This is a genomic window from Pseudoalteromonas sp. PPB1 (assembly GCF_015356275.1).
Lineage (GTDB): Bacteria > Pseudomonadota > Gammaproteobacteria > Enterobacterales > Alteromonadaceae > Pseudoalteromonas > Pseudoalteromonas rubra_D.
The window spans coordinates 251,314-277,472 of the sequence record NZ_JACEQV010000004.1; the positions used below are offsets into that span (position 1 = coordinate 251,314).

Below are 26,159 nucleotides of genomic sequence, written 5' to 3' on the forward strand. Positions count from 1 at the left end.
AGAAACCCAAGTAAAATAGGGGTCAATATTGAAAAATACTCAAAGTAAATGACAGCCACACCACTTTCCACTTTATTACAGCATCTTTCTCTACAAACGTTACCCAATGAAGTGTGTCGCCTTTTCCATGGCCGGGGCCGCTGTTATCCGGGGCTGGAACAAATCACGGTTGATTGGCTTCAGGGGCAACTCCTGATCTCTTTATTTAAAGAACATGAGCAGCAATGGCTTGAAGCGTTAAAGTCTGAGTTACTGAAGCTGGTTGAGTCTCAACCATGGGCCGAGCGTGTTTCAGCTGTGATACTGCAACATCGCTATGCCAATGGTGCGCCGGTTGATCTTGTTTATGGTGAGCTATCAGCTATGCCGGTTGTAAACGAACAAGGGCTAAAATTCGGATTATCACTGGGCGCTAAGCAAAACATGGGGTTGTTTTTAGATATGCGATTGGGACGTCAGTGGGTGAGAAGCCAGTCTAACGGCAAGCGCGTGCTCAACCTGTTTTCTTATACCTGCGGCTTCTCGGTCGCTGCGCTGGAAGGAGGCGCTGAACATGTCGTGAATCTCGATATGTCGAAAGCTGCGCTGAAGCAGGGCAAAGTAAACCACCAGTTGAATGGCCATGATTTAGGAAAGGTGTCTTTTCTTGGTCATGAGTTGTTTAAATCCTGGGGCAAAGTAAAAAAGCTGGGCCCCTATGACCTGATAGTCATTGACCCACCTAGCTTCCAGAAGGGCAGCTTTGCGTTGACAAAAGATTATCAAAGGATCTTAAGGCGTCTGAGTGATTTACTGACTGAACAAGGGTGTGTGCTGGCATGCGTTAATTCTCCCGACGTGAGTGCCCAGTTTTTGATAGACGAAATGGCCAGAGAAGCACCGCAGATGCAATTTGAATCAAGGTTATCAAATCCACCAGAGTTTCCAGATATCGATGAGGAAAGTAGTCTAAAGTGCCTGGTTTTTAATACCAAAAGCGTTTAATTGAGCTGCCATCTGGAAAGTATCTGCTGATATTGTCCTGAGTCTTTCAGACTTGCAAGTGCGCTCATTAGCTGGTCGGCGTGTTGCTGGTTAAAGTCTAAACTGGTTGCCAGATGCAGCTCTGAAGGAAAGGCTGGCACAGCCATCTTCCGTTCAACTTGCTCAGCAGGCAACCCCAGTGCATTGAGTTCCTTGTTGATGGTTTGTGCATTGGTCAGTACCAAATCAGTGCGGCCTTTGAACAGCATATGCCACAAGGTTTGATAGTGCGACACCAAGACTAATTCGTGGTCTTCTGAGTAACCCGCAGCGCGTAAAAATCGTTCACTGTAATATCCGCGAATGGTACTGACGCGGTGCTGCCTGGCACTATTTAAATCTCTGAGAGAAAAAGTACGATCTTTAAGGCCAATTAAGTAGGCCTGAGCGTGGCACATGACACCCAGAAACCGGTAGTGTTGAGCACGCTCCGGGGTCTTTAACCAGGACAATAGCAGGGTATCGTCTTTCGCCCGCATTTCATGCAGTGCACGCGCCATTGGCATAATCTCTATGTTACCCTTTAACCCGGTTTGTGTGAGCAATTGTCGGGCAACCTCAACTAACGCGCCTGTGGGTTTACCTGTTGGGTCCAGATAATGATATGGGGGGAGATCCTCTGCGACAAAACGTATGGTTGCGGTATGGCCGGATAAGGGTATCAGAGCAACAATAAAAACGAAAAAAAACGCAAAACGCATAGACACACTACATACAGCCTAAAACCAGCAGTTTGCCGTGTTTCTGAGCAAAAATCTAGCTCAGCACCTCAGACCACCTGATACGGGTACGTTTGAATAGAGCTGAAGAGGGCGTGCGAGGATCCAGAGTGGCACGCCCTGCGGGGTTTAGTTTCTAAGGCGAATTTCAAACTTATCAGAGTAGCGTTCCTGCACAGCTTTTGCAGAACTACCACTGGCATAGCTTGGGTCAACTGTACCTGCCCGAGTACGGGCGAGGTAAAATTCTGCACTACATTCCTGACGGGTATTGATAGCTGAATCCTTTAATTCCTCAATGCCATTCAGGTCAATCACCTGGGTGCCGTCATCGGTAAGCTGTTCATTATTAACATTAATGAAAATACTGTCGCCATCGTTTTTCTTACATTCAATTGTGAGCTTACTTTCAAATTTTGTGTCGTCTTCTGTACCCGGTGTCCAGGTGAGTGTGAGTTCATCATTCACCGAAAAAGACTGGTTTTTTTGCGGGGTAATAATATTAAATGGACGAGGTAAGTTCATGGTTGTGGTCAGCGTTTTATTCTCTGACCCTCTGGTAAAGTCTACCGTAAATTGGGTGCCACCTGATGCCACATCAAAAATTGCGCGATAGTCCACGTCAAAGAGCTCGTCTTCTTCGCTCATAACCTGACTGATATTGGCCGCTCTGGCTACCAGCTTATCATTTGCCGTCAGCCTGATATTGTTACCGTTTGGACCATCTATATTGAGCTCTGCGATAACCCGTGACGTTTCACCTGTTGTTGTAACATAAATTTTAGACCAGATGGCCTCTGTTTTAACGTGCTCAGAGTTTGTTGTTTCTGTTGAGCATGCCAGTAGTGTCGAGCATGCTAACGCCAGTATTGAAAATTTAAAAGAATTCATGTTGTCCCTTACAGGTTTGAGTCATTGCAGGCCTCATTCTAATCACGAACTACTCAAGAAAACATGGTGTTTTACATTTTTAAACAAACAACGTGAATTTTTGAACAAATTGCAGAGTATGGGTTAGCCTGATTAATTGGTATTTCACTGTTGAGTATATTGTCTGTGGCTAAAGGGGAAATGGGCTTATTCTCAATCACATACAACGTATTACGGCACGTTGAACTAGTTGTTGCGAGTAACTTTGATCAGACTCGAACACCGGTGATGTACGATGAACACACATTTGGTGCTGATAAACCCAGTCGGGTTCTTTTTCGCAGAGATCGTGGGCAGCATGTGAGGTGTTGCTCTGGGTTTTCCTGCTATGCTTTGAAGAGTTGGGGCAGTTGCGGGAGCGGATGTTTGATGCTGATACGGTGTGTGATTTGGGTAGGGTTATTGCTTAGCAATGCGGTATTGGCCGCGTCATTTACGGAAGCAGAGTTCGAACAGATAAGAGCTGAGATCCGCTCCACATCAGCGCAGTCACCGCTGGTTGCGATCAAAGTTACAGACGAAATGCTTGCCAGACACGATAAGAAACTTTCAACCAGACAAAAAATCAGGCTTCTTTATGGTAAAGCCTGGTTTCAGATCCAGACTGACAATATAGAAGAAGCTATTGTGACGCTGTCTCAGTGCAAAAAAATGAGTGCAGATGTGTCAGATCCCACCATCTTGTTTAGTTATTACAGCCTCACAGCTGGTGCACTTACCCGCATGAGTATGTATGAACGGGCTTTGGAAAACTATCTAGAAAGCTACCGGCTTGCCGGTCTGATGGATACCGAGCTTTACCTGAGACAAACCGAAAACAACATTGGTAATGTGTATCTGAAATTGGGTCGTTATACGGATGCCAGGGTCTACTTCGAACGCTTTTATGAGGATGCCAGAGATAGAGAGTTACCGCAACAAATGGGTGTTGGACTAAATAACCTCGGAGAGGCTTATTTTGGTCTGGGAGAGTTTGATAAAGCACTTAAATTTCATACCAATAGCCTTGCTCTCAGGGAAGAACACAACCTGACTTATCACAGCTCCTGGTCTCATCATAATTTAGGCAAAACGTATTTAGCGTTGGACAAGCCAGAACTGGCAGAGCAGCATTTAATTGCTGCGGTTGAACTGCGCAAACAGAGCAACGCTGAGGCAGACAGCATTGGTCCTCAGATTGAACTTGTCAGATTGAAAATTGCGCAAGGTGCAAAAGAAGAGCTGGTTCCCTTGCTCAATGACGTCATCGCATTGAGTGATAAGTATGAGCGATTTCAGGAAAAAGTCGACGCATACCAGCTGCTGGTTGATTACTATCAGCAGATCCAGGATTGGAAAAGCGCATTGCATGCAGCTGATTTGTACATGCAGAGCAAATTTGATTTTCTGCAAAGGCAAGCTGAAACCGGTGTGGCATTTTATGCAGCTCAAATGAACCTGGCGATGAAAGAGCGAGATATTGCAAAGCTGACGCAAGAAAATGCGGTGTATCAGCTTCATACCCAGGCGGCGAAAGACCAGCTGGTTTTAGTGCTGATAGCCGCGATAATCATTGTTGTGTTGATCTTGTACTTTATGCGCAGAATAAAGGCTAAAAACCAGGCATTAACAGAAACACTGCAAAACCTGAAAGCAACTCAAAAGCAGTTACTTGAATCAGAAAAAATGTCAGCGATGACAACACTGGTGTCCGGGATGGCGCATCAGTTGAATACGCCACTGGGGCTGGTGGTGACTTCTGCATCTTGCCTTGAAGATAAGCTAAAAGAAATCAGTTCCTTACTGAGTGATCAAAAACTCAGTGCCGGGCAGTTGAAAGCATTTCTGGAAGAAGCCTCCGAGATGCTCACTTTGACGGCAAACAACTCCAGTCGAGCAGCGGAGCTGATAGCGCGTTTTAAAATGGTCGCTGCAACGCTCGATGCGAGTGAAGCGGTACACTTCGACGTGCTGGAATACCTTAAGCAGCGTGCTGAGCTGATAGTTCAGAGCCTTGACAAGCCAACAGAGCTGGACGTATTTGGCCAGTCTGTTCAGTTGTATTCTCATCCTGAAACGCTGCTCAAAGTGGTGTCTCAGCTCGTAAATAATTCGTGTTCACATGGGTTTATCAATCAGGCCAGCGGTAAAATCTCGATAGAAATCATAGACGATGACGAAGTCATTAAACTGGTTTATCAGGATAACGGCGTGGGGATCAGTGAAACCGATCAGCAGCAAATGTTCGACCCATTTTATACCAGCCAACTTGGGCAGGGTAAGTTGGGCCTGGGGTTGAATATTGTCTATAACTCTGTGGTACAGGTGCTAAAAGGCGAAATTAGTTATGTGCACCAAAGTGGTGGTGCCAAATTTGTTATTTTGATCCCAAAAACGCAAACTTAAATTTGCCTTACAGTGGCATTTCGTTGCATACGCTGCCAAAAATGTACCTATGAGCCTTCTCGTCTGTTAGTTATTCTCTGCCTGGCCAGTCGTAAGGTCCCGCAAATTCATCAGTATAAAGCTGTCTAAGTCTATTAGTGGCTCAATTCAATGCCTGTCAATTTTTAGTGTTTATGTAAAGGCATCGGGGTTATCAGCTTAAACTGCTAAGTACAATTAATGAGCATTTTTATATTTCAGTATGTTTACACTTGGGGAGTTGCCTCAAATTTTTTAACAAGGAATATATGTTTGAGCGAAATTTTAAACACTCATAAACAACTGAAGGAAACACTATGAAAAAGAACTTATTGAGTATGCTCCTCCTGAGCACGATAAGCTTAACAGTTACGGCACATAGCGACCCACGCGTAGTAAATACCCAAGCATTTCCTGTTGAAAGTCACACTTTATCAACTTATCAGCTAGCCTTTTCCAGCGAAATTCAAAAAGCGGAATATCTGTCCCGGTTTCATACTGCCATTCTGGAAGTAGCAGATAACTACCTGGTTCTTTCACTCACTCAGGATGAGTTTGTTGAGTTGCATGGTGCGGGTGCACTCATCTTTTCAAAACCAGGTGATCATAACCAGCCAGAAGTCAAAGCGCAGGGTGATAAGTCAGTGACAAGTCGTATTCAAAGTGCTGAACAGGAGTCTGGTATCCCGAACTTCTCGTGCTACCCCACTTTGGCTGAAACACAGCAATTGGCTCAGACCTTAGCGCAAACTTATCCCGATTTTGTCGAGTTAAAGCATATCGGACCATCCTGGGAGAAAAGTCAGGGGCTTGGAGGTCATGATTTGACCGTCCTGGTATTGAAAAACAAAAAGAGAAACAAGTGGCGTAAGCGTCCGGCATTGTACATGCAGGGGGCTTTGCATGCCCGTGAGTATACACCCGGGGCAACCACATTGAAGTTTGCACAGTACCTACTTGAAAACCGTGAGACGGATGCTGACGTTAACTGGATCCTGAACCAGCGCGAAATCCACATTCTGCTGATTGCAAATCCAGATGGCCGGGTGTTGGCGGAGCAAGGGCAGTTATGGCGTAAGAACACCAATACAGCATATTGCGCGCTTGATGATACATTACGCGGTGTTGACCTTAATCGTAACTTCGACTTTGCCTGGGCTTCTCCCATTGGCGGTTCAACAGATGACCAATGTGCAGCCACTTTTCACGGGCCCAGCGCCGCATCAGAGCCTGAAACGCAGGCGATCCAAGCTTATCTCCACGGTCTGTTTAAAGATCGCAGGGGTGATTCACTGACAGATCCAGCGCCACTCAATACTCAGGGCGTATTTTTGGATCTGCATAGCTTCAGCCGTTTTGTGATGTGGCCATGGTCTAGTGAGCTAACGCCGAGTCCTAACGCGGATCAATTGTCTATGATGGGCCACAGAATGGCAGCGTATAACGGGTACTGGGCGTTTCAGACCCAGGAGATATTTAAAGCCGGAGGCAGCGCTGATGGATATGCTTATGGGCAGCTTGGTGTTGCGTCCTTTACTTTCGAGTTAGGCAATAAGTTCTTTGAAAGCTGCGCCAACTTTGAAGGAGAGATCTTTCCAAACAACCTGAACGCACTGATCTACGCGGCCAAAGTAGCAAAACGGCCTTATAAACTGCCTGCCGGTCCGCAATTTTTTGATCTGCGTTTAAAGGGGGCTGGAGAAGAAGCGGTGCCTGCTGGAACGCCTGTGGAGATAATTGCTACTGTTGCTGATGATCTTTTTGGTCCTTCACTGACAGGTCAGGTACCACCCAGTCAGGCGATTAGCAAAGTCGAATTAACCATCAAGAAAAAGGGTAAGCGTGCCAGGAAGCGCATTTTACTACCTGCGGCAGATGGCGCATATGACACGGTAAGTGAATCAATCAGTTATGCATTGGACACACATCGTTGGCGCCAAGGCCGCTACACATTGACACTTCGTGCTCAGGACGCTTCTGGTCAGTGGGGTCCTAAGTATGCGAAATTCCTGACAATAGATAATGACGCTATACCCGGCGCTCAGTCACCTGTCGCTGATTTTATTGCCGACTGTCGAAAAGGTATTTGTGGTTTTGATGGTTCAGCAACTCAGGACGACCGCGATTCACTAACATACACCTGGGTGTTACAAGGTGGTCAGTTCTTTAGGGTATTCCATGGTGAGCAGGTTGAGATTGAGTACACTTTGGCTGGCGATTACCAACTGACGCTACAGGTTGATGATAGCCATGGTAATCGTGATGTGAAAGTCGTTCAGCTTGAACTGGATGGTGTAACGCCACCTGTTGTGCAATTTAGCTATCAGTGCACGGGGCTGACCTGTGAGTTTAATTCTTCCGCTTCATACGACCCTGATGGTGAAATTGTAGAGCGCTTGTGGCGAATGGGTAACGAGCCCTACATTTCAGGCACAGAGACGGTTATGCATACTTTCCCTGCACCAGGTGAATACATAGTGGTGTTTGTCGCGATAGATAATGATGGTCAATTCAGTCAGGTAGCGCAAACCATTCAAGTAACCAGCAACGAATAACGGGAGCGTAAAATGAGCGCGCAAGCGCTCTTAAATATACCGAGTTAGTACCAAAGTGCTTATTGCGCTGAGGGGATCACCTGGTTCATGAAGTTCCTTCCAGCAAGGTTTAGTTTGACGATATTGGTGATGGTGTTGCTGAACAAGGTGAATATTACCATTGAACTGTCTCGTCTATTTTACTTACGCAGAGGCACTCCATTGGCGAGTGCCTGCCTATTTCGGTTTCGAAAGGGGCTGCTCATTTAATTACCCATTATGAAGTTATAGTTTCAATTTAAACATAAACTTAACAAAAGTGTCGTTAGATTGTTGTTTTCATATACTACTTTGGCCTGCGCTAATAACCAAAAAACAAGGAAAAAGTATATGAAACATAACTATAAATTAGCACTCTGCGTGGCCGTTGGTCTGGCTGCTCAATCGGCCAATGCGGGCGAAACGACACTCAAGCTGACTAAACCTTCAGGTAATCCTAATTCGCCTCAAAAAGTGCGTACTGTGAATCTGGGCTCCCTGGCAGATAGCTTGTTCTCAGACATGAGACAGCTTGAGTTAGAAACTGAAGCGGATATTCGTCGCGATCTGAATAACATGAGCGCTGTAAAATACATTTATAGTGTCGATCTTGATGCAAAAAATATCTCAGCAACCTTCACGGGCACAGATAACTATAAGATCCGCCTGACAGTAGGTAACCTGGGCTTTTATACAAAAGTGAAGTTTGATGGTGTTGACGTATTTTGCCCAAGTGTCAAAGTCGCCGTTCGTCTTGAAAATCTGAGACCTACAGTGACTTACAACTACTATACCGGCGCGTTGGAAAACATTGATGTTAGCTATGGCCGCGATGTCGATGTAAGCTGTTCTGGTGGCATATTGTCTTTACCTGGTGTCAGCCAGTTTGTTAATTACTTTGCTTCTAATTACGCAACCGCCAAGGCGGATGATTTGATCAAGGCAAATCTAAGACAGTTCGCTTCACTGGAAAGACCTGGTGCGCTATTTGGTATGCAGCAAATTCTAGCGGATAGTCGGGTACGCGGTAACGTTGACGCAGCAGAGCGTTACCTGGATATTGATATCAACAATATCATTGGCAACCTTGTCACTGGCATGAACCTGAATGTTAGCCTAAACAGAGACGCTAACGGTTATAATAAGCACCAAGCACACATTGGCGTGTACCAGAGTGCACCGACGATTACATCCAGCTGGGGTGGTCGATTTAATGCCAGTGCACCTGGCGCGAACCGTATCAGCAAATATGCACTTAGCGGAACGTGGCGCAGCAGCAGCTGGACACCTGGTGTGTTATATAACAATCAGTTTATCGGTGCTATTGCTTACAACCGAGTCTATGGTGTTCCAAGTTACCTGGCCCAGAAACAGGTGACAATTGGCAACTGTGGTAAAGCATGCGAGTAAGTTAGTATATGAGTAACAGGCGTGTGTCTGTTACTCTTTCACTAAGTTAGCGCTATCACTTGCGGCGTAGATCCAACAGGTTTTTCCTGATTTCAGCTTGGCTTCCTGCCTGGCATAATCCGCTACCTCGTAACTGTCTGCACACATTAGTTCTTGCTGGGTAATTAGAAAAACGGTACCTGCTACCTGGTCATTCTGGTTTGCAGTGTAAATAAGAATAGGGTGGTAGGTTTTACCGCTACTTTTCAGCACCTCAGGATCCGTAATCCTGACTTGCCCTAGCCGGTAACCAACCAGATAATCTGCCTCCCCCTCAAGTAGCCGACCAAAATTATCCAACTGAACCTGAGACTGTTGTAATGTACCGTATGAGAAAAGTGCTTCCATGGGCGCCCTTGTGTTTTTGTTTGTATCTTATACCAATTTCAATTAATAGCTGTTCAATTTGAAGGAGCAAATATGACGCTAACAGCGTTAAAAATTTCTAATTTAGAACGACTAAACAGCAAAATTTTCGCCTCGCCTACATGGATGTAGATGCCTCAGCAGTAGCAGGGCGCGGGAGCGGTGTTATCGACCCTATTTTCTCGCCTCAAATTAGAACACTTAATTAAGCAAATTGGTATTAATCAAATCCATTGATGCTGTAAAGTACCTGAGCAACCTTGCATGGCAGATAGGCCCAAATGAGGGCCCATATCTGGTAGCACAAGTACTGTGGTGATGAACAGAACTCTTTAATGATTACAGGTCGCTGGGTCTGCCGAGATCACGGCCGCTATAGTCACACACCCCGTCAGGAAAGGTTGCCTTAAGTGTATCCATGTGTGCATGCGCGTTAAAAGGCAAATACCAGCCTTTCTCAATGGCTGTGTCAACGCTCACCAGAGTGCACTTAAACAGATCACCGCCCCAGCCTCCGCCCGCCTGAATACGACTTGTGCTAAACATAGGAAAGCGGCTCTGGCACTGGCCCTGAGGTTTATCATTCCATTGTCCGTCAAACACGCGTGAGCCTGTGGCATAAATACTGCCGTCTTCGTTGAAGCAGGTATCCTGTATAGAGACAGGTTTGGCGGCAGCGGCACTAAGTTGCGGGTTTTGTCTCATTGCGAGCAACCAGTCATCCATGGCAGCAAAGGCCTTTGTTGTTGGGTTGTGATCTTTATGTGCAACCCAGATAACATGGTTGTCGCTGTGCCCCTTATGCTGGGCGATTCGAACGCGGCTGTAAAATGAAGCCGACATGTGATGCATGTCCAGCTCGTTTTCAAGATAGTGGCGGGCATCAATAATCGGCAAGTCGACTTTGCCAATGAAGACTTGCCCGGAGCGATAGGCTTGTTCCATGGCTGGTATTGAGCCGCTGTGTCTTGATGCCGGGCCATCTGAAGCCTTGGTGATATTATGGTTGCCCCATAAAGTGAGCCATATTGGTATACGTGTGCCCAACGGCAGGGCAATTTCTTCCTGGCGCATTTCTGATTGAGGCTTCCAGCCACCAATGTGATGGTTGATATGTATAAATTCCTCAAAGCTAATATGGCCCTCGCGCAGCGCATTTAGCCCATACTGTACGCCAACATTGTCCCAGGTGCTTTGACCAAAGCCTTGTTCGTCTGTACCAAAAATGTGTTTAAGATCTTGCCAGTAACTCCAATGGGTTTGTGCAATGACTTCATCAGAGAAAAAAGGGCGTAAAAAGCCTTGTCTGGGGTTATTGATAAAAGCAGATAAGCCAAAGTAGCCGTTGATGCATTCACTATTACCATCCGGGAATGAGGGGGCAAAGCCCGCCATGAGCTGATTGAGGGGTTGTAAAAACCCAGCCTTTTGTGGGAACTCATTTATCGCATTAAGACCTTCTATCAGTCTTCTTCGTTCCCAGTCTCGCCAGGCTTTTGGATTGTCTGCGCGAAAGGTAAAATAGTTGTTGAGCAGATCACAATCTAACGCATAAGTGGTCTGTGTGATCATGTCAGGGTAGCTGTATAGAGGGATTAGGCCATCTAAAATGCCCTGGCTATTTTGACCAATCAGGTATTGTGCTAATCCCCCCCCGGAGCCTCCAATGCCTACGGTATAAAGCGGCTCGCCGTAGAGGCTGACAAACTGTCGTTTAACGCGTCTGGCCGTGTCTTCTGCCAGCAACATGTTGTAGGTGTAGCTGGTTTTATTGCCGCTGGAGCTGATCACAGCATAGCCGTCTAGCAGTTGTTGTGCCTGGCGGGTCATCACCCGAGTGGCCTTTTGCCGGCCTTGTCGATAACCAATGCCTGAGCCGCCATTAAATTGATAAATTAGTTTTTTGTTCCACTGAGACTGACCTTGCCTGTTGCCTACTTCCTGGCGGGAGATAGGCATGACCAGCGTGTAAATAAAACGATTGATGGTGCCTTGTTCTACTCTGAACAGAGGCGAAGAGTGGTGAGAGCGGGCCGCCTCTTCATCAAGCCTGACGGCAGAGAAGTTACCATCTTGTTCAATGAGGGTAAAATAAAGCAATTGCGACGGCAGGGAACAGTCTTTGCTGTATCCGATAACCTGCTCGCCATTATAGATTGGGATCCCCAGGCCCTGCTGATTGTCTACCAGTGGTTGTCCAAGTTCTGACTCTTGTGTCATACAAAAAAAGGGGTATTGATTAGGTCCAGAATAGAGGTTGGTCACGGGGCCCGTTTCGCCCAGTGCTATAGGGAACTCAAATGACTCTGCTGGCCTGGGCACATTAGATACATGGGGAGTAAAGTTGAGCAGCGTATTTGCGTTCGGCTGCGCAATAGCGTTAATTTGTCGGGTGCTTGCTTCATCATGGTGTGGATAATATCGAAAGACTGCAACAAGGATTGCGCCAAGGATCAAGGTGATCAGAAAAATGAAGCCCGTTTTTTTGCCCATAACTACCTCTGCTGTGATCATTGCTGCTCATAGTATAAAGTGTAGGGCGAAAGCACCAGAGGCATTGTTGTTTATTTGTTATTTCAGTGGACAGGGTTGTTACTGTTCTGAACTTTATCGATGGCCTTAAGAATAGCCAGTTTGGTTGAGGGCTTAGTGATATATCCTGTTAAACCCAGACTTGCCCATTTGCGGATGAGCTCTTTATTGCGGTTAGTAGACAAGGCTATAATAGGGAGCTTTTTGCAATGCTTAAAGGTACGTATGTTTCTGGTGGTGTTGTAGCCATCTAGTTCGGGCATGAACAGGTCCATAAACACCATATCAAATTTCTTTTTCCTCAGCAGTTTAATGGCTTCAAGGCCGGTTGTTGCGTATTCGGTAACGTGGTCTTCCTCGCGAAGTATTTTTAGCAGCATTTCTCGGTAGATTTCATTGTCTTCGACCACCAGAATACGCATTTTCCTGGTTTCTTCAGGCTCTGGAGGCTGCGATTGGGTTGGCGTGGGCTCATGAACGTCCAACGAAGGAGTGCCTGATTGTGTCTGAGCCGCTACCACACTGCGAGGGACTCGCTTTTCAGTCAACAGTGCCGATAATTCAGCAAGCGAAACTTGCTTGTCTTTTAGTTGAGATTTAAGTAGTTCGACACTGGCTGTAAGCTGATGCTCCAGCTGTTCCATTAGCGGGTTAATATGCTGCTCTTTGAGCTGATCAAACATTTGTCTTTGCACGTCATTATGGCCCTGTTGTTGGGCAATTTGATCGCGGGTTTGGGCGAAATTTTCTGCGGATTTAGCCCGATGTTGAGCAACCTCATCAATAAGTCCCCGCAGTTTGTCATCTATTTTGCCAAAATGCGCTTCCTGCAATTGCGCGCTTTTATTACTGCCTGAAACTTCACTCAATGTGTTATGCAAAATCATTCTGAAGCGATAATTCTCATACATAGGTTTATGCACAAAGTAGTCGCTAAAGATGTCCTTCATACAACATTTAAAGGCTATGCCTGACTCTTTATTTTCGCACAATAGTATATTTTTATGAGGATAATTGAGTAACCCTTGTTTTGATAACTCTGTGTAGGTTTCTATACTACTGGCAACATCATTTTTTGCCATGATGATGATGGCGGGGTTGGCTTCCACTATGAGTTCTGCTGTTTCTTCCCAATGAAATACGGTACGGTAGGCCTCAGTATGTGCCTCAACAATGTCAATCACACCTGTCAGCTCATCTGTCTTGTCACAAATAACAATGACCTGAGGTCGACGTTGTGCGTGGTTGGGGCTACTTACTGTCATTGTGTTCGGCATCCTGGGAACATTCGGGTTACTCTGTTGTTGGGCTGACAAGTGTTCTGAGCTGAGCCAGGGTGATAGGCTTAACAAAATGTCTGCTGATGCCAGCATTGGCGTAACGACTGGCACAGATTTCGTCACCCGACATGCCGACTAAAGTACATGGCCGCTCATGTTGCACTTGCTGCTCGATTAATACATTGGCCAGTTGTAGCCCACATTCACCGTCTTCCAGGTGTGCATCGATAAACGCCCAGTCGTACCAGTTTGTTTCAAGGTGTGCCAGTAGCTCCTTTTTATCTCGTGCCTGAGTGACTTCAACCCCCAACGAGGCCAACTGGCTGCTCAGTAATTTAAGAAACAAAGCATTGTCGTCTATCAGAATTGCGCTTTTACTCATGTCCCCCACTCCGCAAGAGGCTTGTCGAGGTTTTGCGTTAGCCAGCTTAGTAAGGCGTCGGCTGCCAGAGGGCGGGCGAACAAAAAGCCCTGTGCAACATCAATTCCACATTTACGTAAATAGTTTAGTTCACCCGCGTGTTCTATGCCTTCAGCAACGGTTTTTAACGACAGTTTTTTCGCTAAATCAGAGGTGGCAGAAACAATTGCCTGTTTTTTGCTGTCGGTATCGCAATTGCTAACAAAACTGCGATCGATTTTAAGCTCACTAAAGGGCACCTGATTTAACTGAGTAAAGCTCGAAAACCCGGTACCGAAATCGTCTATCGACAGCGGAAAACCTTTTAACCTGAAGCGCAATAACACTTCCAAAGTGCGAGGTAAATTATCGAGTAGCTGACTCTCGGTGATCTCCAGAATGATTTGCTTGCGAGGCACTGAGTACTCGTCACACAGGGTCGCAAGCTTGTTTGGCAACTCAATGTCATATAAGGCTCCGGCGCTGAGGTTGAGGCTAAAACTCAGCGATTTAATCTGCTCATAGTTGTTATCGTAGAGCGCCAGAGTCTGTGTTAGAAGCTGCAATGAGAGTTCGGCTGAATATCCGGCGCGTTCCAGCTGAGGAATGAACTCTCCCGGCGACACTAAGCCATCAAAAGGGTGGTACCATCGCGCCAGGATTTCCATGCCGATAACATTGAGGGTTTCCAGTGAAACTTTGGGCTGATAGTGGGCTTTAAATTGTTGCCGGTCCAGTCCAGTTCTAATGTCACTGGCGTTGTAGGTTTTTTCTGGTTGAGCTGGAGAAGTTCTATGGTGTTGATCCAGGCACTCAAGCAGCGCTTTTAGGCGCTGCAAAGACACGGGTTTGTCGATGTTAGAGATAATGTTCAGGTTGTGCATTGTGCCCAAATTACTGGCCGTTTCGAGAACATCTTTATCTTCACCGCTGAGCAATACGATAGGTGTTGTCAGTTTGGCATCTGCAAAAATGCGCAGTAGTTCTATGCCATCAATCTCAGGCATGTTTAGATCTAAAAAAATTAACGACGCAGAGTCACACATCCCTGAGTCCAATGCATGGCGGCCTGCGGTAAAGCCATGATAGTCGACGTCCTGGGCGACTTGTTTTAGTAACAGTTCCAGCTGAGTAATAATTAACTGGTTGTCATCAATTGCGATTACTTTGATAAGATTATTCATCTTGCCTATTGTGATCCTGCGTTATAAGCATGTGTAGTCCTGATTACGACCTGGTAGAGCCTACTTTTCACCCAAGTATAGTTTCTATTTCAACACATGCGGCATAAAACTTATCGTCACAGGCCTTTTGTAAAGCCCGGACCTTTGTCACATCTTCCGCTTTGGCGGCTTGCTCCAGTGCAAAAAACTCGTCTGCAAGTGTTTGAGCACCTATTGCTTTTGCAGAAGACTTTAGCTGATGTGCGGTATTTTTGATGGTCAGGAGCGACACTTCCCCAACATTCATGCTTTCAACCAAGGGACGAGAGTCAGCCAAAAAGCCCTGTAAAAACTGCTTTTGGATGGCCTTATCATTACCAACATAATTTTCCAGCACACTCAAATCGACGATACGTGTTGCAGGCTGAATGGGTTCATCATCTGATGCTGGAAGGCGCGTTGAAGCTACCTTGGGTCTGTCGCTCACGTTGTCAGGTTGAATACTGCTGTGGCCATTCAGATTGGCCGATCTCGCTGGTTGTGACTGATTCAGCCACTGTTCTATGGTGGCGCGCAGAGCATGCAATACAATGGGTTTACAGATATAGTCGTCCATCCCGGCATCAAGGCACTTCTCACGTTCGCCGCTGAGTGCATTTGCCGTTGCCGCGATGATGGGCAGCCTGGGTAGTTTGCCCTGTGATTCAAGCTCGCGATAGGTTTTAGCAAAGGTGTAGCCGTCCATAACGGGCATGTGGCAGTCACTGATGATTAAAGAGAATTGATATTTCTGCATCAGCTCCAATGCAATGGCCCCATGCTCGGCGATAATGCATTGCAATCCAAGCAAAGCCAGTTGGCGTTTAAATAAGTCCTGGTTATACACATTGTCTTCAATCACCAGAATGAGCGCATTTTTATTCTGCGCTTGCTCAATCGTTGGTAACTGTTCGTCACTTGAGAGCAGATTCATGTCCGGCTCCGGACTGATTTGTCCTTCCAGTGTGGCGATTTTTTCAATCACTCTGACTGCATAATAGGGGTTATTGTCGAGTGCATAAATGTTCCGTTCGTCAATGATGGGCATCTGGATGTTGGCATGTTCGAGCACCAGGCACTTAAGCTCACTGTTGGTTGAAATAATATCCTGGCCATTGGTCACCAGTTGTTGATACTTTTCGTTGGTAATGATGAGATAATCAACATCCAGGCGGGCAAGCAAATAGGCATTCAGGTCGTCATCGTTAATTAACTGGCAGCGCATACCATGGGCGCTGAGGTTGCGTGCCAGATCTTGTTCAAATTTATCACCGTCAGAAACAATATATGCTGTTAGCTCTTGAAAATTAATTGTGATCTCTTCATCACCTGTTGCACTGGGCGCAAAGGGCAGGGTGACAATAAAGTTACTCCCCACATCTTCAAGGCTATGGCAAACGATAGTGCCGTGCATCAGCTCACACAGTCGCATCGTAATGGAGAGTCCAAGTCCGGTACCTCCATACTTTCTCTGAATACTATCATCTGCCTGCACAAAGGGCTTGAATAAGCCCTGGGTTTGTTCTTCACTCATGCCTTTACCATTGTCTTTGACGCTGATCTCCAGGTATCCGGTCTCAGCGGCAGGCGACACAAAGACCTCCACATTGCCAATTTTACTGGCTGATGTTTTGGTAAATTTAACGGCATTGCCAACCAAGTTTAGCAAAATCTGCCGGATCCTAATTGGGTCACTTTGATGCCAGTAGCCAAGAGAAGGGTCAAAGTAAAAGTTTAGGTTTATACGTTTTTCATGGCACTGATGGCTCATCAGTTCGCAGAGTTCTTTGGTCAGGTTTTGCCAGCTAAAAGAGGTATGCTCAATGATCATTTTACCCGCTTCTATTTTCGAGAAGTCGAGTATGTCGTTGATTATTCTCAATAGCATCATAGCTGAGTTTTTCGCGACTGAGGTCAGGTGGCGCTGTTCATCACTCAATCGAGACTGAGACAAAATATCCAGCATCCCAACAACGCCGTTCATGGGAGTTCTGATCTCATGGCTCATTGTGGCCAGGAAGCGGGACTTAGCTTTATTAGCCGATTCGGCGGTTTCTTTGGCATTGGCCAGGATGGTGGCGTCGTTTTTACGCTGAGTAATATCATGCTGGTATAGCAACATGTACTTTTTATCGTTGCAGATTAGGTTTGTTAAAATCACTTCAAACCACATCTTAGTGCCATCGAGCTCGTAGCAGATTTCCATATCTTTGTAATATAAATCCCGTGTTTTTGCGGCTGATAGTGCACCTAGTAATGGTTTTTTATTAATTAGCGGCAACAAGGAGATCACGTCAATCAGGTTGTCATTTATCCGCATCAGGGTATTAATAAACAAGCCGCTTTCTTCAAGATTAAGGCGTTTGCTCTTATACCAAAACCGGTTGATCAGGCGAATGTTAGCCTCACCATCCAATAACAAAATAAACGCCGGGATACTGTCCAGCGTGGCTTCCAGCAAGCTTTCTGTCTCGTGATTACGGTGCAGTAGCTGCTGGACTTCGTGACGCTGGGTCTCCGCTTCTTTCATTCGATCAAGCGCTTCCTGACGGGCGGCTTGCAGAGATGCCTGATATTTGCTTTGTCTTTTCTGCTGCGCAATCTGCTCAGAGATATCGCGTACGACACCGACAACACAGGTTGGCTGAGTAATGTCACTTTGGTGTGATGTCATGATCACTTCAAGTTGTTTCTCAGACGCCTGTTCATCGCAGAAATTCAGCGTGAGTCGAACTTGTGAATCCAGCCCCTGCGTACGCAGATGTTTGAACAAAGTGCGTCTGCTGGGGCGCGTTAATTTATTCAGCACCTGTGTGTACGGCACATATTTTCCGCTGCTGGTCACTTGTAGTAGTGTTTTCAGAGTTTTGGATAGTAATACATGACGGCTACCATGTTGCCATTCCCAGCTTCCCATGCCAATTATCTGCTCAGAGTTAGAGAGTAAAAGGCGCTCTTTATCAAGTTGAGTTTCGGAATGCTGGAGCTGTTCAATAATGCGATTTTGAGCCCGGTGGGCGAGTACCAAGGCTGTCAGACTCAGTGTTAGCAGCAGAACCAGTTGCACAGAAAATTCTTGTTGTAGGGTATTGATATAGCCCTCAATTTGTTTCGGATCCTGAGTGGCCCTGACGGTAAATCCGAGCGCAAAGTTTTGATGCACAAGCTCAAGTCCGTTTCTGCGCAATGAGGGACCTTGTATGTTGGTGTGGTCATTACGGCCAATCACAATGTCATTAAACAGCAGGTGTGTCGTGATGCCCTGATAGGCCACCGGCATTTTTAGGATTTTAGTAAGTGTCTCGTCTACAGGCTGAATGAGCACCAGGAGGATATCTGATAAGCCGGTTGCACTTGCCTGTGGTGCGGTAGAAACACTATATAACTTATTGTTACTGTCCGAGATTAACGCCAGTGAGATTGATTTTGCCCCTTGCCTGGTTATGCTGTCTGTAATGATTTTTTGTAGTTTCTGGACAGGCAGAGTGGCAGGGAACAGCCCAACCAGATCATTATTTGATAGGGTAAATTTACCTATGTACTCAGTGCCTGTTGCATTCGAAAAAACGGGTTGTTTCGTAATGCTGAGTGAGTGCAGGCGCTCAGACAGTGGGGCCAGCCATAGATTATCAATGGCGATAACAGAATAGGCCAGATTATTACTGAGTTCGTTTGCTGAGCGCGTGTAGAGGCTGTTGCTCAGCTCACCCTGGCTTATATCGTGCTCCGAAGTAATAAAAGATACGATAAGCCCTAATAAAAGCAGTAGCTGAGAGAGTTTGACGGGGGTCTGGTGTCGTTTCGGCGTGGTGCTGTGGCTCAGGGCGCGCCACAGCAGAATACTGGAAACAGCCACACAGACAAATGCAACTATGGCAAACAGGGCAAATTGTGACTGGATGGCGTCTTGTTCTTTAAACTCGGCGTTAAGTCGTTGTTGATGCGTGACTAGTTGTGCCTGGACAATAGCGATCAGCTGTTCAAGATAGTGTGTTTTTTGCTGCCACCAGCGTTGTGCATTGAACGTACTTTGCCCGGTGCGTTCGAATGATAATAGAACGCCATTGAGCGCCTGATTTTCAGGTTGTGAAAGTAGGGACGTTATCTGCTGCGCGATGTCATCGTCGTAGGGGGTGTTGGTGAGTAATGCAAGGTGTGTGTTGTGTAAAGTCGCAAGCTCAAAGATAGCACTGGCACGATTGTCCACAGGGGTATTGAGCATGGCATAAGTATGCGCTCTGAGTTTGCCTGCCTCCTCAATCGCTTTGGTCAGGCTATATAGGTGTATGTTGACGGCGTCCGCGGTAATTTTTAATTCGATCGCTAAAAACAAATCCAACAAGGCATTAATTTTGGCGGTATACAGGGTCATAGCCTGCTCCCGGGTGAGCAGGCGTTGGTCAAACAGGGCTCTGAGGTTCAGTAGCTCAGCGGTGCTGGGCAGTGATGATAATAAATTGGGGTTTTGCGTACTCTGGGTTGCTATTTTTGATAACGCGGTATTACTGGCACTGCGATATTGATTGAGCTGGTTAAGCGTCTGTCCTGATGCTCGCTCAGACAAACCGAATGTATAGCCACGTTCTTTTTGTAATGCGAAAATGGCATTGCTGATCTGCTGCATATACACGACATTTTGCAAGCTGTCCCGGGTAACTACGATCGTGTGATGAGAAACAAAATATGAGCGCGCAAATCTATCAAGTGACAATAAACTGGCCAGGACGACTGTTAACCAGATAACAATTTTGAGTTGCACTTGCACGTGTGCTTTCCTTAAATTAGACGTTCAGGCATTTTTAACTATAGTTTAGAAACCACATGTAAATTGGTTAATTGGATGAAAAGTCCACCACTTCCGGAAAACGAAACACTGCGACTGCAAACCCTACATGACTTAAAGGCGCTTGATACCCTCCCAGATTCAGAGCTGGACAGACTCACCGAATTTGTTGCCCACGTATTTAATGTACCAATTGCTTTGATCAGTCTGGTTGATAGCGACAGGCAGTGGTTCAAATCCAAAGTTGGGCTGAACGCTGAGCAAACACACCGGGATATCTCATTTTGTGGCCACGCAATCTGTCAGGAAGGTGTATTTGTGGTCGATAATGCACTACAGGACGAGCGATTTTTTGATAACCCTTTGGTAACAGGGGAATTGAGTATCTGCTTTTATGCGGGTTGTCCGCTCAAACATCCCAATGGCGCTCAGATCGGGACTTTGTGTCTGATTGATTTTGAGCCCAGGGAGTTTAACGAGCATGATGCCTCAATTTTGGAGCAGATTGCTGCTGATGTGGTTGAGCGACTGATCAAATTAAGCCGCGAATAGAGTATACAAGGATTCGTTTTTGTTAATATTGATATTGCCCCTTAATAGACTGGATAAGGGTATCGGGCAACGCTGCTATGGCTGCTTCAAGCTGGCTGGCAAGACGAGCATTACTATGCCGGTATCCAATGTATTGGGGCTCTGAATGAAAGTCCTGAGCCAGTATCAATACTGGTAAGTTAAACTTTTTAATCATATGCAGCGCCCATTGCTTGTCGACCAATATGGCGTCGACGCGTGCTGTTGCCAGTATGCTAAAAAAGGTTTTTGCATGTTCGTCGTTTTCTTCATAATAAGAGCGTCTGACTAACCGGGCATTTAACGCTTCTAACTTTCGATACACAGCTTTGGGATAAGGGTACTCGGTTGCCAGCATGATCCTGGGCGTATTAATGCGATTGAAATCATCCGAACTTTTTAATCTGTCAGCAGAGACTGCCAGGCTCAGTTGCCATGATGTTGCGGAGTCCGAAAAAGTTTCCAGCCCGTCAGTCTTGTCCACATGCAGCGAAAAATCTGTACTGCCATATTTTACATTGGCAATACAGCGTTTGAAGGGAAGCTCAGTGAACTCGACACGACGATTTATGGACTTAGCCGCAGCTTTGATCAGATCAACTTCCATACCACGGGCAACCCCACTTTGATCGATAAAGCTAAAGGGACGCCAGCGTTCAAAGCAGACTCTAATTGGTATTGGGTGGGTATCACGCTCAGGTTGCAATGTCCTGGCGGTGTTACTCATTGATGCCCCAAATAGCGTAAAGATAAATGATGTAATCAGTATTGATTTAAAGCGTGTCATTGGCTCCTCTGAAAAGCGCTAATAGGATTGTGGCAAAAACAGTGAAGGTGCATCTCGACGTAAGCGTCGCAGTGCCTGATTCATACTGTGAACCCACTGAGCATTTACTTGCTTGTTGCAGGCAAACCCCAGGTAGGAGCGAGCTAATGGGAGGACGACCCTGTAGTGTGACGGATCAATACCTGCCCGTTTAAACTGAAAGCGGGCGATAATATCGCCATAGGCAATTAAGTCAATACGTTTCAGTTTGAGCATTTGAACCAGCTCAAATCCAGAGGCCAGAAAAACAAGATTGTCGTTATTGACACCAGACTGGCGTAGTAGCTGGTGGCCAATGTCGTTTTTTACGACACCAATTTTATAGTTTTTTAGATCTGAGAGATTTGACACCTCGTAGTTGTTTTCTTTGTGCCCAATCATGGCCACCTGATTGTCGATCGATGGGCCGATAAACTGGAATAGTTTGGCCCGCTCCTGAGTGTAAGTAATAGAAAAAATACAGGTTTTAGGGGAGGTCATGGTCATACGGTAGGCTCTGGGCCAGGGCACCAACATGATGTCTCTTTTGTCCAGAGTCCAACCAAGCTCCCGGTATATGCCATCCAGAATGCGGATTGATAAGCCTTCTATTTCACCGTTGATATGATAATTAAAAGGCGGGTAATCTTCAGTTACCCAGTCCAGATCGGGCGTATTATAGGTCGCACCGAAGCTTAACAGTGGAAATAGAGCCAGTAAACGTACTAACTGATACATTGCAACTCACCTCATAGTCAGGCTGGTGCTGAATTTCAGCAGAGATCTGCAAATTCACATGATTTCAGTATAGTACGTTGAGCGTAATTGCACGGCTTGTTGGCCTCGTGTTGTACCAATTGACTGCAATATCACGCTTGATTTAAGTTGGTTGATATAACGAAAATACATCATCGGCCGTGCGGTTTGAGTTTGTTTCTAATGGTGCATCCTCGCTGTCGCCCAGCAGGGTGTCGATAGCCTCTTTCAGCCTGGCTTTGAGTTCATCCACTTTGTCTTTTAATTTGTCTTTTTCATAGTCAGGAAGTGCTTTGTCGTTATGTATTTCTTGCTCTGTGAGGTCAAGCATCTCCACTCTAATTTTTAACGCTTTATAGGCGAGAAAATCTATCCCCAGGTTGTTGAACAGTAAGGCTTCATTAACCTCGTGAGGTTCAACGTTCACCTCGATTGGCATTGCCATGATTTCACTCATGGTTTCCTGATAAAGCTGGATTTGCTGGTCTTTCTCTGGCTGGCCTAAATCGACGCGTTTGTAAGCGTTGTCTCTGGCGACCTGGTAATAATTCCTGGCCTGATCAGAAATGCCTTGATAATCAACCCCAATGGACGCCGCAATATCTTTGTCCGGTTGTGTTCGCTCGGTTGCATCCAGGGCACTGTTTAGTTGCTGTGTGAAGTGCATCTGTTTATCCAGCTGTGCTTTATTGTGTGCAGTATACCGGTTAGCAGAAAAAGTGGTTTGAGGGGGAATCGTGTTGATTTTCATTCGGTAATTCCTTTGCAGAGTCGGGAATAACTAAGCAAAGATTGTACCTAAACTTATTCTTAGGCGGGGTTATCAAAATAGTAATAAAAAAGCGAAATAGGCAGGCCCACTTCGCTTTTGTGTTTTGCTAATGCGTTGGCAATCGGTAACCAGATACCGGAACCTTTGCTTTAGAACTGATAGTTTACAGACAACTTAACGTTACGCTCGTTACCCGGTAAGCCACCCAGGAACAGGGCTTTGCTGTAGTAGCGCTCGTCCGTCAGGTTCTCAATATTCAGCTGGATCTGATACTTGTCACCCTGATAGCGCGCCGCAGCATCCCAGCGTGTATAGCTGTCAATGATAGCGGTTGGCAGACCAAATGATGCTGAGTTTACAGTGCGCTCACCCATATAGCTGACACCCAGGCTGACAGTCAGGTTGTCTATCACTGTTGCAGGCAGCTGATAGTTTACCCACGCACTGGCCATTTTTTCAGGTACGCCTTTTTTCTGCTCAGAGCGTTCCTGTGCACGGATCTCGATAGCATCCTGCCAGGTGGCATTCAGGTTTAAGTCAACTGATTCTGCCAGTGCCAGATTCAAGTCGACTTCTACGCCTTTTGATTCATCTTCATCATCGTAGAAGTATTGCGTGACACTGACGTTATACTCAGGATCTTTCGGATCATCGTTATACAACGGGTTGGTGTAACGCAGGTTAGTACGACTGGTTTCAAACCACACAATTGAACCCAGCAGGTCTTCGTCCAGCGCGGTGAAACGGATACCTAAATCCAGCGATTCTGACTCAGAATCCGGGCGATTTGGTGAGGTCGTGTCATCAGACAAAGAGCCCAGAATGCTGTAGGCTGTGCGGCCTTTAGCAATATTTACAAATGCTGATAGTTGAGGGTGAACCTGATAGTTCACGCCAAAGTTATAGGTCATGCCTGAGTCATCTGAGTCCAGCTCTTTGCTGGCCTCTGGTGCACGATCGCTGCCCTTGTGCTGATACGCCTGTTCAATTGCTGAATAGGCAAGACCCGCACGTACGGTTAGTTGCTCGTTAAGATAAAGTACTTCCTGGAAGCTTATCCCGTAAGCATCCAAGGACTTGTCATAGTTGCTGCGTAGTGATGGGTCGTAGTCCATGATATCGCCGGTCGCCCAGTTTGGATTACGAATATCCAAAATATACGGGATAGCATTATCGCCTTTGGCGCTGTCGGCATCATAAATCGACCAGCTCTTCAGGGCCATTTCACGGTTTTCATAGTTTACGCTGAGCAGGTGTTCACCCATAATGCCACCCAGGCTCCAGCCCAGTTGTAAATCGGCAAAGTATTGCCAGGTTTTTTCCTGAGCAACCTGGCGGCGATATTCTTGTCGACGCGCGGCAAAAGGGTGCAGTTCGTCATCAATGACTAAAGGTGCACGAGGGTCGGCGTTAATGACACCACGGCGGTCCCAGTAAACATAGTTATATGCGCCTGTCTGACGGGCAAATTCTGAATCATAGCTGCGCCACAAGACTTGTTGCGTCAGGGTTGAGTCGTTATTGATATGCCAGTCGTGACGAAGCTTGATTCTCAGCTCTTCACCTTCATTAGGTTTAGAAAGCGGAGAGATCAAGCTACCATCGCCCAGGTTGTAAGGCTTAAGGCCGTCTGTGGCAAGGATTGAAGTTGCAAGCTGCTCGCGTTGCTGTGCAGTCAGCTGAACGCCCAGGTAGTTTTTGCCTTCTTCATCCATTTGGGGATCGTTTGGCAAGTTTGCTGCGCTGAGCATACCCGGTGTGCCAGAGGTGCTGTCCCAGTTCATGATGCGAACAGGGTCACCAATTGAGTCAATTTGTAATGCGTCATCAATATAAGCGGTTGAAAGTAGAAGCTTGTGACTAGCGTTTACGTCAAAGCTCAGGCTGGCATAAATTTCGTCTCTGTCTGATTGCAGGTCACGATAGCCATCACTGCGTTCATGGTTAGTGACAAGACGATATGCCCATTGATCATTCAGGCCTCCAGTGGCGTCAAATCCAATACCATAGCTATTCCAGCTGCCTGCTTTGGCACTGACCTCGAAAGCATCCTGTTGTTGCGGCTTTTTCTCAACCAGATTGATTACACCACCTGCTGCGCCGATGCCGTATAAGCCAGTTGCCGGGCCCTTTAATACTTCAATACTTTCAACATTAGTCATTGAACGCGTAGGGTTAAAGCTGTTACCCAAATCAGCACCACCGTACATGCCATCATAAGTGTAATTCACACCCAGGCCACGTATGGTCAGGTTGTCGCCGATCCCATAGTTATTACCTGCCTGCCCCAGACCACTGACGTTACGTAAAGCTTCCTGTAAGGTGGTCGCATTTTGCGCTTTGAGCAACTCTTTATCAACAACCACAATGGCCGCCGGCGTTTGCATTAAGGCCATGTTGGACTTAGTGGCTGTGCCTGATTCTAGAATTAGTTTGTTGTGTTTACCGTACACACTAATTTTTTCGATATTCTCGTCAGCGCTTTGAGCGACAACGATTGTGCTGTTAACAGCGGCACCTAACAGGGCGACTTTAACGGCATTGGCCAATAGATTTGGTGAATTCTTTGAGCGAGAGAATTGCATTTTACACTCCATACAACTAAGGAACCCGGCTTCGGGACTGCAGAGGGAGCGCATACTAACAGTGATTTTAAATGATAACAACTCTCATTTGCGTTTAATAAATGTTGCTTGTGTGGCGAATTATTTGATCTGGTTGATTGGCTGAGAATGAATTATTGATAATTTATTAAATAAAAACAATCGTATAAAAAAAGCACACAGATCAGATGAGTATTTACACTCAGTCGATAATTAGCAGTAACTGGGAGCACATCTGCAGTTAAGGGGTCGTCTGAGTGGTGTCTTCGGCGTATTTTGCTTTGACCAGGGCGATATAGTGCTGCAGGTTCTTTTCTTTAGTGAGTTCAAAGGGGTGCGTCAGCAAGGAGATGTCACAGACCCGGTCGAGTCGAAATTCGCGGTAATCGTTGCGCAGAAGGCAATGGCCGATAATGGTCCATTTACCTCCCCAGTAGACAAGTCCGAGCGGCTCTATATCTCGCTCGCTATATGCCTCTTTGGCATCTTTATAGTGTAACCTGACCTGGCGTTTCTGAACCACAGCTTCGCGCAATGTACTACTAAACCTTTGATGATCTTCGGTGTGGCCAAAGCTGGCGGCAACATAAGGAAAGTCATCAAGCTGTTGTTTAAGATGCTCAGGAAGCGCTGCCTCAATTTTAGCCATCGCGCTGCTGGCATGTTCTGATAAGACTGGATCAGTCCAGGCGCCGGCCATGCGGGTGCCCAACAATAAAGACTGTAACTCCGCAACGGTAAACATCATGGGAGGTAAGTCACACTGGGCTATCAGGTAACCAATGCCAGCTTCGCCCTCGATAGGCACGCCAGAGCTTTGAAGATGTTGGATGTCGCGGTATATAGTGCGCTCAGACACGTTCAGCCGTTCGGCAAGTTGCTTGGCCGTAATGGCCAGGCGTCGTCCTTTGAGCAGGTTAACCAGCTGAAATAAACGCTCAGATTTGTGCACTAAATTACTCCGGGGAAAAGCCGGGGAATTATCCCGGCATT

Annotated in this window: 18 protein-coding genes; 5 read left to right on the forward strand and 13 right to left on the reverse strand. The window is 46.3% G+C overall.

What is annotated here, in order from left to right:
- The first annotated feature begins 48 nt into the window (after positions 1-48).
- Positions 49-984, forward strand: coding sequence for a class I SAM-dependent methyltransferase (locus IY568_RS06115; RefSeq protein WP_194867060.1), 936 nt, complete (start codon positions 49-51; stop codon positions 982-984).
- On the opposite strand, the gene IY568_RS06120 is transcribed toward IY568_RS06115, so the two are convergent.
- Together IY568_RS06120 and IY568_RS06125 are read right to left on the reverse strand one after the other, a co-directional pair.
- Complete coding sequence (locus tag IY568_RS06120) at positions 981-1,724, reverse strand: substrate-binding periplasmic protein (protein WP_194867061.1); 744 nt, start codon at positions 1,722-1,724, stop codon at positions 981-983. The two genes, IY568_RS06115 and IY568_RS06120, sit on opposite strands and share 4 nt — an antisense overlap.
- Before the next feature lie 147 nt (positions 1,725-1,871).
- Entirely contained in the window at positions 1,872-2,633 is a 762-nt protein-coding gene (locus tag IY568_RS06125) for a hypothetical protein (protein WP_125557583.1), read from the reverse strand.
- 408 nt (positions 2,634-3,041) lie between these two features.
- Here IY568_RS06125 and IY568_RS06130 point away from each other — a divergent pair, with 408 nt between their 5' ends.
- From IY568_RS06130 to IY568_RS06140, 3 genes are all read left to right on the forward strand, one after another.
- Positions 3,042-5,057 carry a sensor histidine kinase gene (locus IY568_RS06130; protein WP_194867062.1) on the forward strand — a complete coding sequence of 672 codons (2,016 nt, stop codon included), beginning with the start codon at positions 3,042-3,044 and terminating at the stop codon, positions 5,055-5,057.
- Positions 5,058-5,392: 335 nt separating this feature from the next.
- On the forward strand, positions 5,393-7,630 hold the full coding sequence (locus tag IY568_RS06135; protein ID WP_194867063.1) for a M14 family zinc carboxypeptidase: 2,238 nt from the start codon (positions 5,393-5,395) through the stop codon (positions 7,628-7,630).
- A gap of 369 nt (positions 7,631-7,999) precedes the next feature.
- Positions 8,000-9,058, forward strand: coding sequence for a hypothetical protein (locus tag IY568_RS06140; protein WP_125557577.1), 1,059 nt, complete (start codon positions 8,000-8,002; stop codon positions 9,056-9,058).
- A 30-nt stretch (positions 9,059-9,088) separates the two neighbouring features.
- Here the strand turns inward: IY568_RS06140 and IY568_RS06145 are convergent, their stop codons facing one another.
- From IY568_RS06145 to IY568_RS06170, 6 genes are all read right to left on the reverse strand, one after another.
- Positions 9,089-9,445: a gamma-glutamylcyclotransferase family protein gene (locus IY568_RS06145; protein WP_194867064.1), complete on the reverse strand. Its 357-nt coding sequence runs from the start codon at positions 9,443-9,445 to the stop codon at positions 9,089-9,091.
- A 357-nt stretch (positions 9,446-9,802) separates the two neighbouring features.
- Positions 9,803-11,977: a DUF6351 family protein gene (locus IY568_RS06150; RefSeq protein ID WP_125557573.1), complete on the reverse strand. Its 2,175-nt coding sequence runs from the start codon at positions 11,975-11,977 to the stop codon at positions 9,803-9,805.
- A gap of 62 nt (positions 11,978-12,039) precedes the next feature.
- Complete coding sequence (locus IY568_RS06155; RefSeq protein ID WP_194867065.1) at positions 12,040-13,260, reverse strand: response regulator; 1,221 nt, start codon at positions 13,258-13,260, stop codon at positions 12,040-12,042.
- Positions 13,261-13,288: 28 nt separating this feature from the next.
- Positions 13,289-13,657, reverse strand: coding sequence for a response regulator (locus IY568_RS06160; RefSeq protein ID WP_125557569.1), 369 nt, complete (start codon positions 13,655-13,657; stop codon positions 13,289-13,291).
- Positions 13,654-14,859 carry an EAL domain-containing protein gene (locus tag IY568_RS06165; RefSeq protein ID WP_125557567.1) on the reverse strand — a complete coding sequence of 402 codons (1,206 nt, stop codon included), beginning with the start codon at positions 14,857-14,859 and terminating at the stop codon, positions 13,654-13,656. The genes IY568_RS06160 and IY568_RS06165 overlap by 4 nt, the downstream gene beginning before the upstream one ends.
- 67 nt (positions 14,860-14,926) lie before the next feature.
- The gene (locus IY568_RS06170; protein ID WP_194867066.1) at positions 14,927-19,642 is read right to left on the reverse strand and encodes an ATP-binding protein; all 4,716 of its coding nucleotides are present in this window, start codon (positions 19,640-19,642) and stop codon (positions 14,927-14,929) included.
- A gap of 75 nt (positions 19,643-19,717) precedes the next feature.
- On the opposite strand from IY568_RS06170, the gene IY568_RS06175 reads away from it, so the two are divergent.
- A complete protein-coding gene (locus IY568_RS06175; RefSeq protein WP_194867067.1) occupies positions 19,718-20,212 on the forward strand; it encodes a GAF domain-containing protein in 495 nt (164 codons plus the stop codon).
- A gap of 22 nt (positions 20,213-20,234) precedes the next feature.
- Here the strand turns inward: IY568_RS06175 and IY568_RS06180 are convergent, their stop codons facing one another.
- From IY568_RS06180 to IY568_RS06200, 5 genes are all read right to left on the reverse strand, one after another.
- Positions 20,235-21,017, reverse strand: a complete 783-nt coding sequence (locus IY568_RS06180; RefSeq protein ID WP_194867068.1) for a substrate-binding periplasmic protein — start codon at positions 21,015-21,017, stop codon at positions 20,235-20,237.
- 18 nt (positions 21,018-21,035) lie between these two features.
- Positions 21,036-21,773, reverse strand: coding sequence for a substrate-binding periplasmic protein (locus IY568_RS06185; protein ID WP_194867069.1), 738 nt, complete (start codon positions 21,771-21,773; stop codon positions 21,036-21,038).
- 142 nt (positions 21,774-21,915) lie between these two features.
- A complete protein-coding gene (locus IY568_RS06190) occupies positions 21,916-22,542 on the reverse strand; it encodes a hypothetical protein (RefSeq protein ID WP_194867070.1) in 627 nt (208 codons plus the stop codon).
- A 170-nt stretch (positions 22,543-22,712) separates the two neighbouring features.
- Positions 22,713-25,148: a TonB-dependent receptor gene (locus IY568_RS06195; RefSeq protein WP_194867071.1), complete on the reverse strand. Its 2,436-nt coding sequence runs from the start codon at positions 25,146-25,148 to the stop codon at positions 22,713-22,715.
- A gap of 259 nt (positions 25,149-25,407) precedes the next feature.
- The gene (locus IY568_RS06200; RefSeq protein WP_194867072.1) at positions 25,408-26,118 is read right to left on the reverse strand and encodes a helix-turn-helix transcriptional regulator; all 711 of its coding nucleotides are present in this window, start codon (positions 26,116-26,118) and stop codon (positions 25,408-25,410) included.
- Between the last annotated feature and the right edge of the window lie 41 nt (positions 26,119-26,159).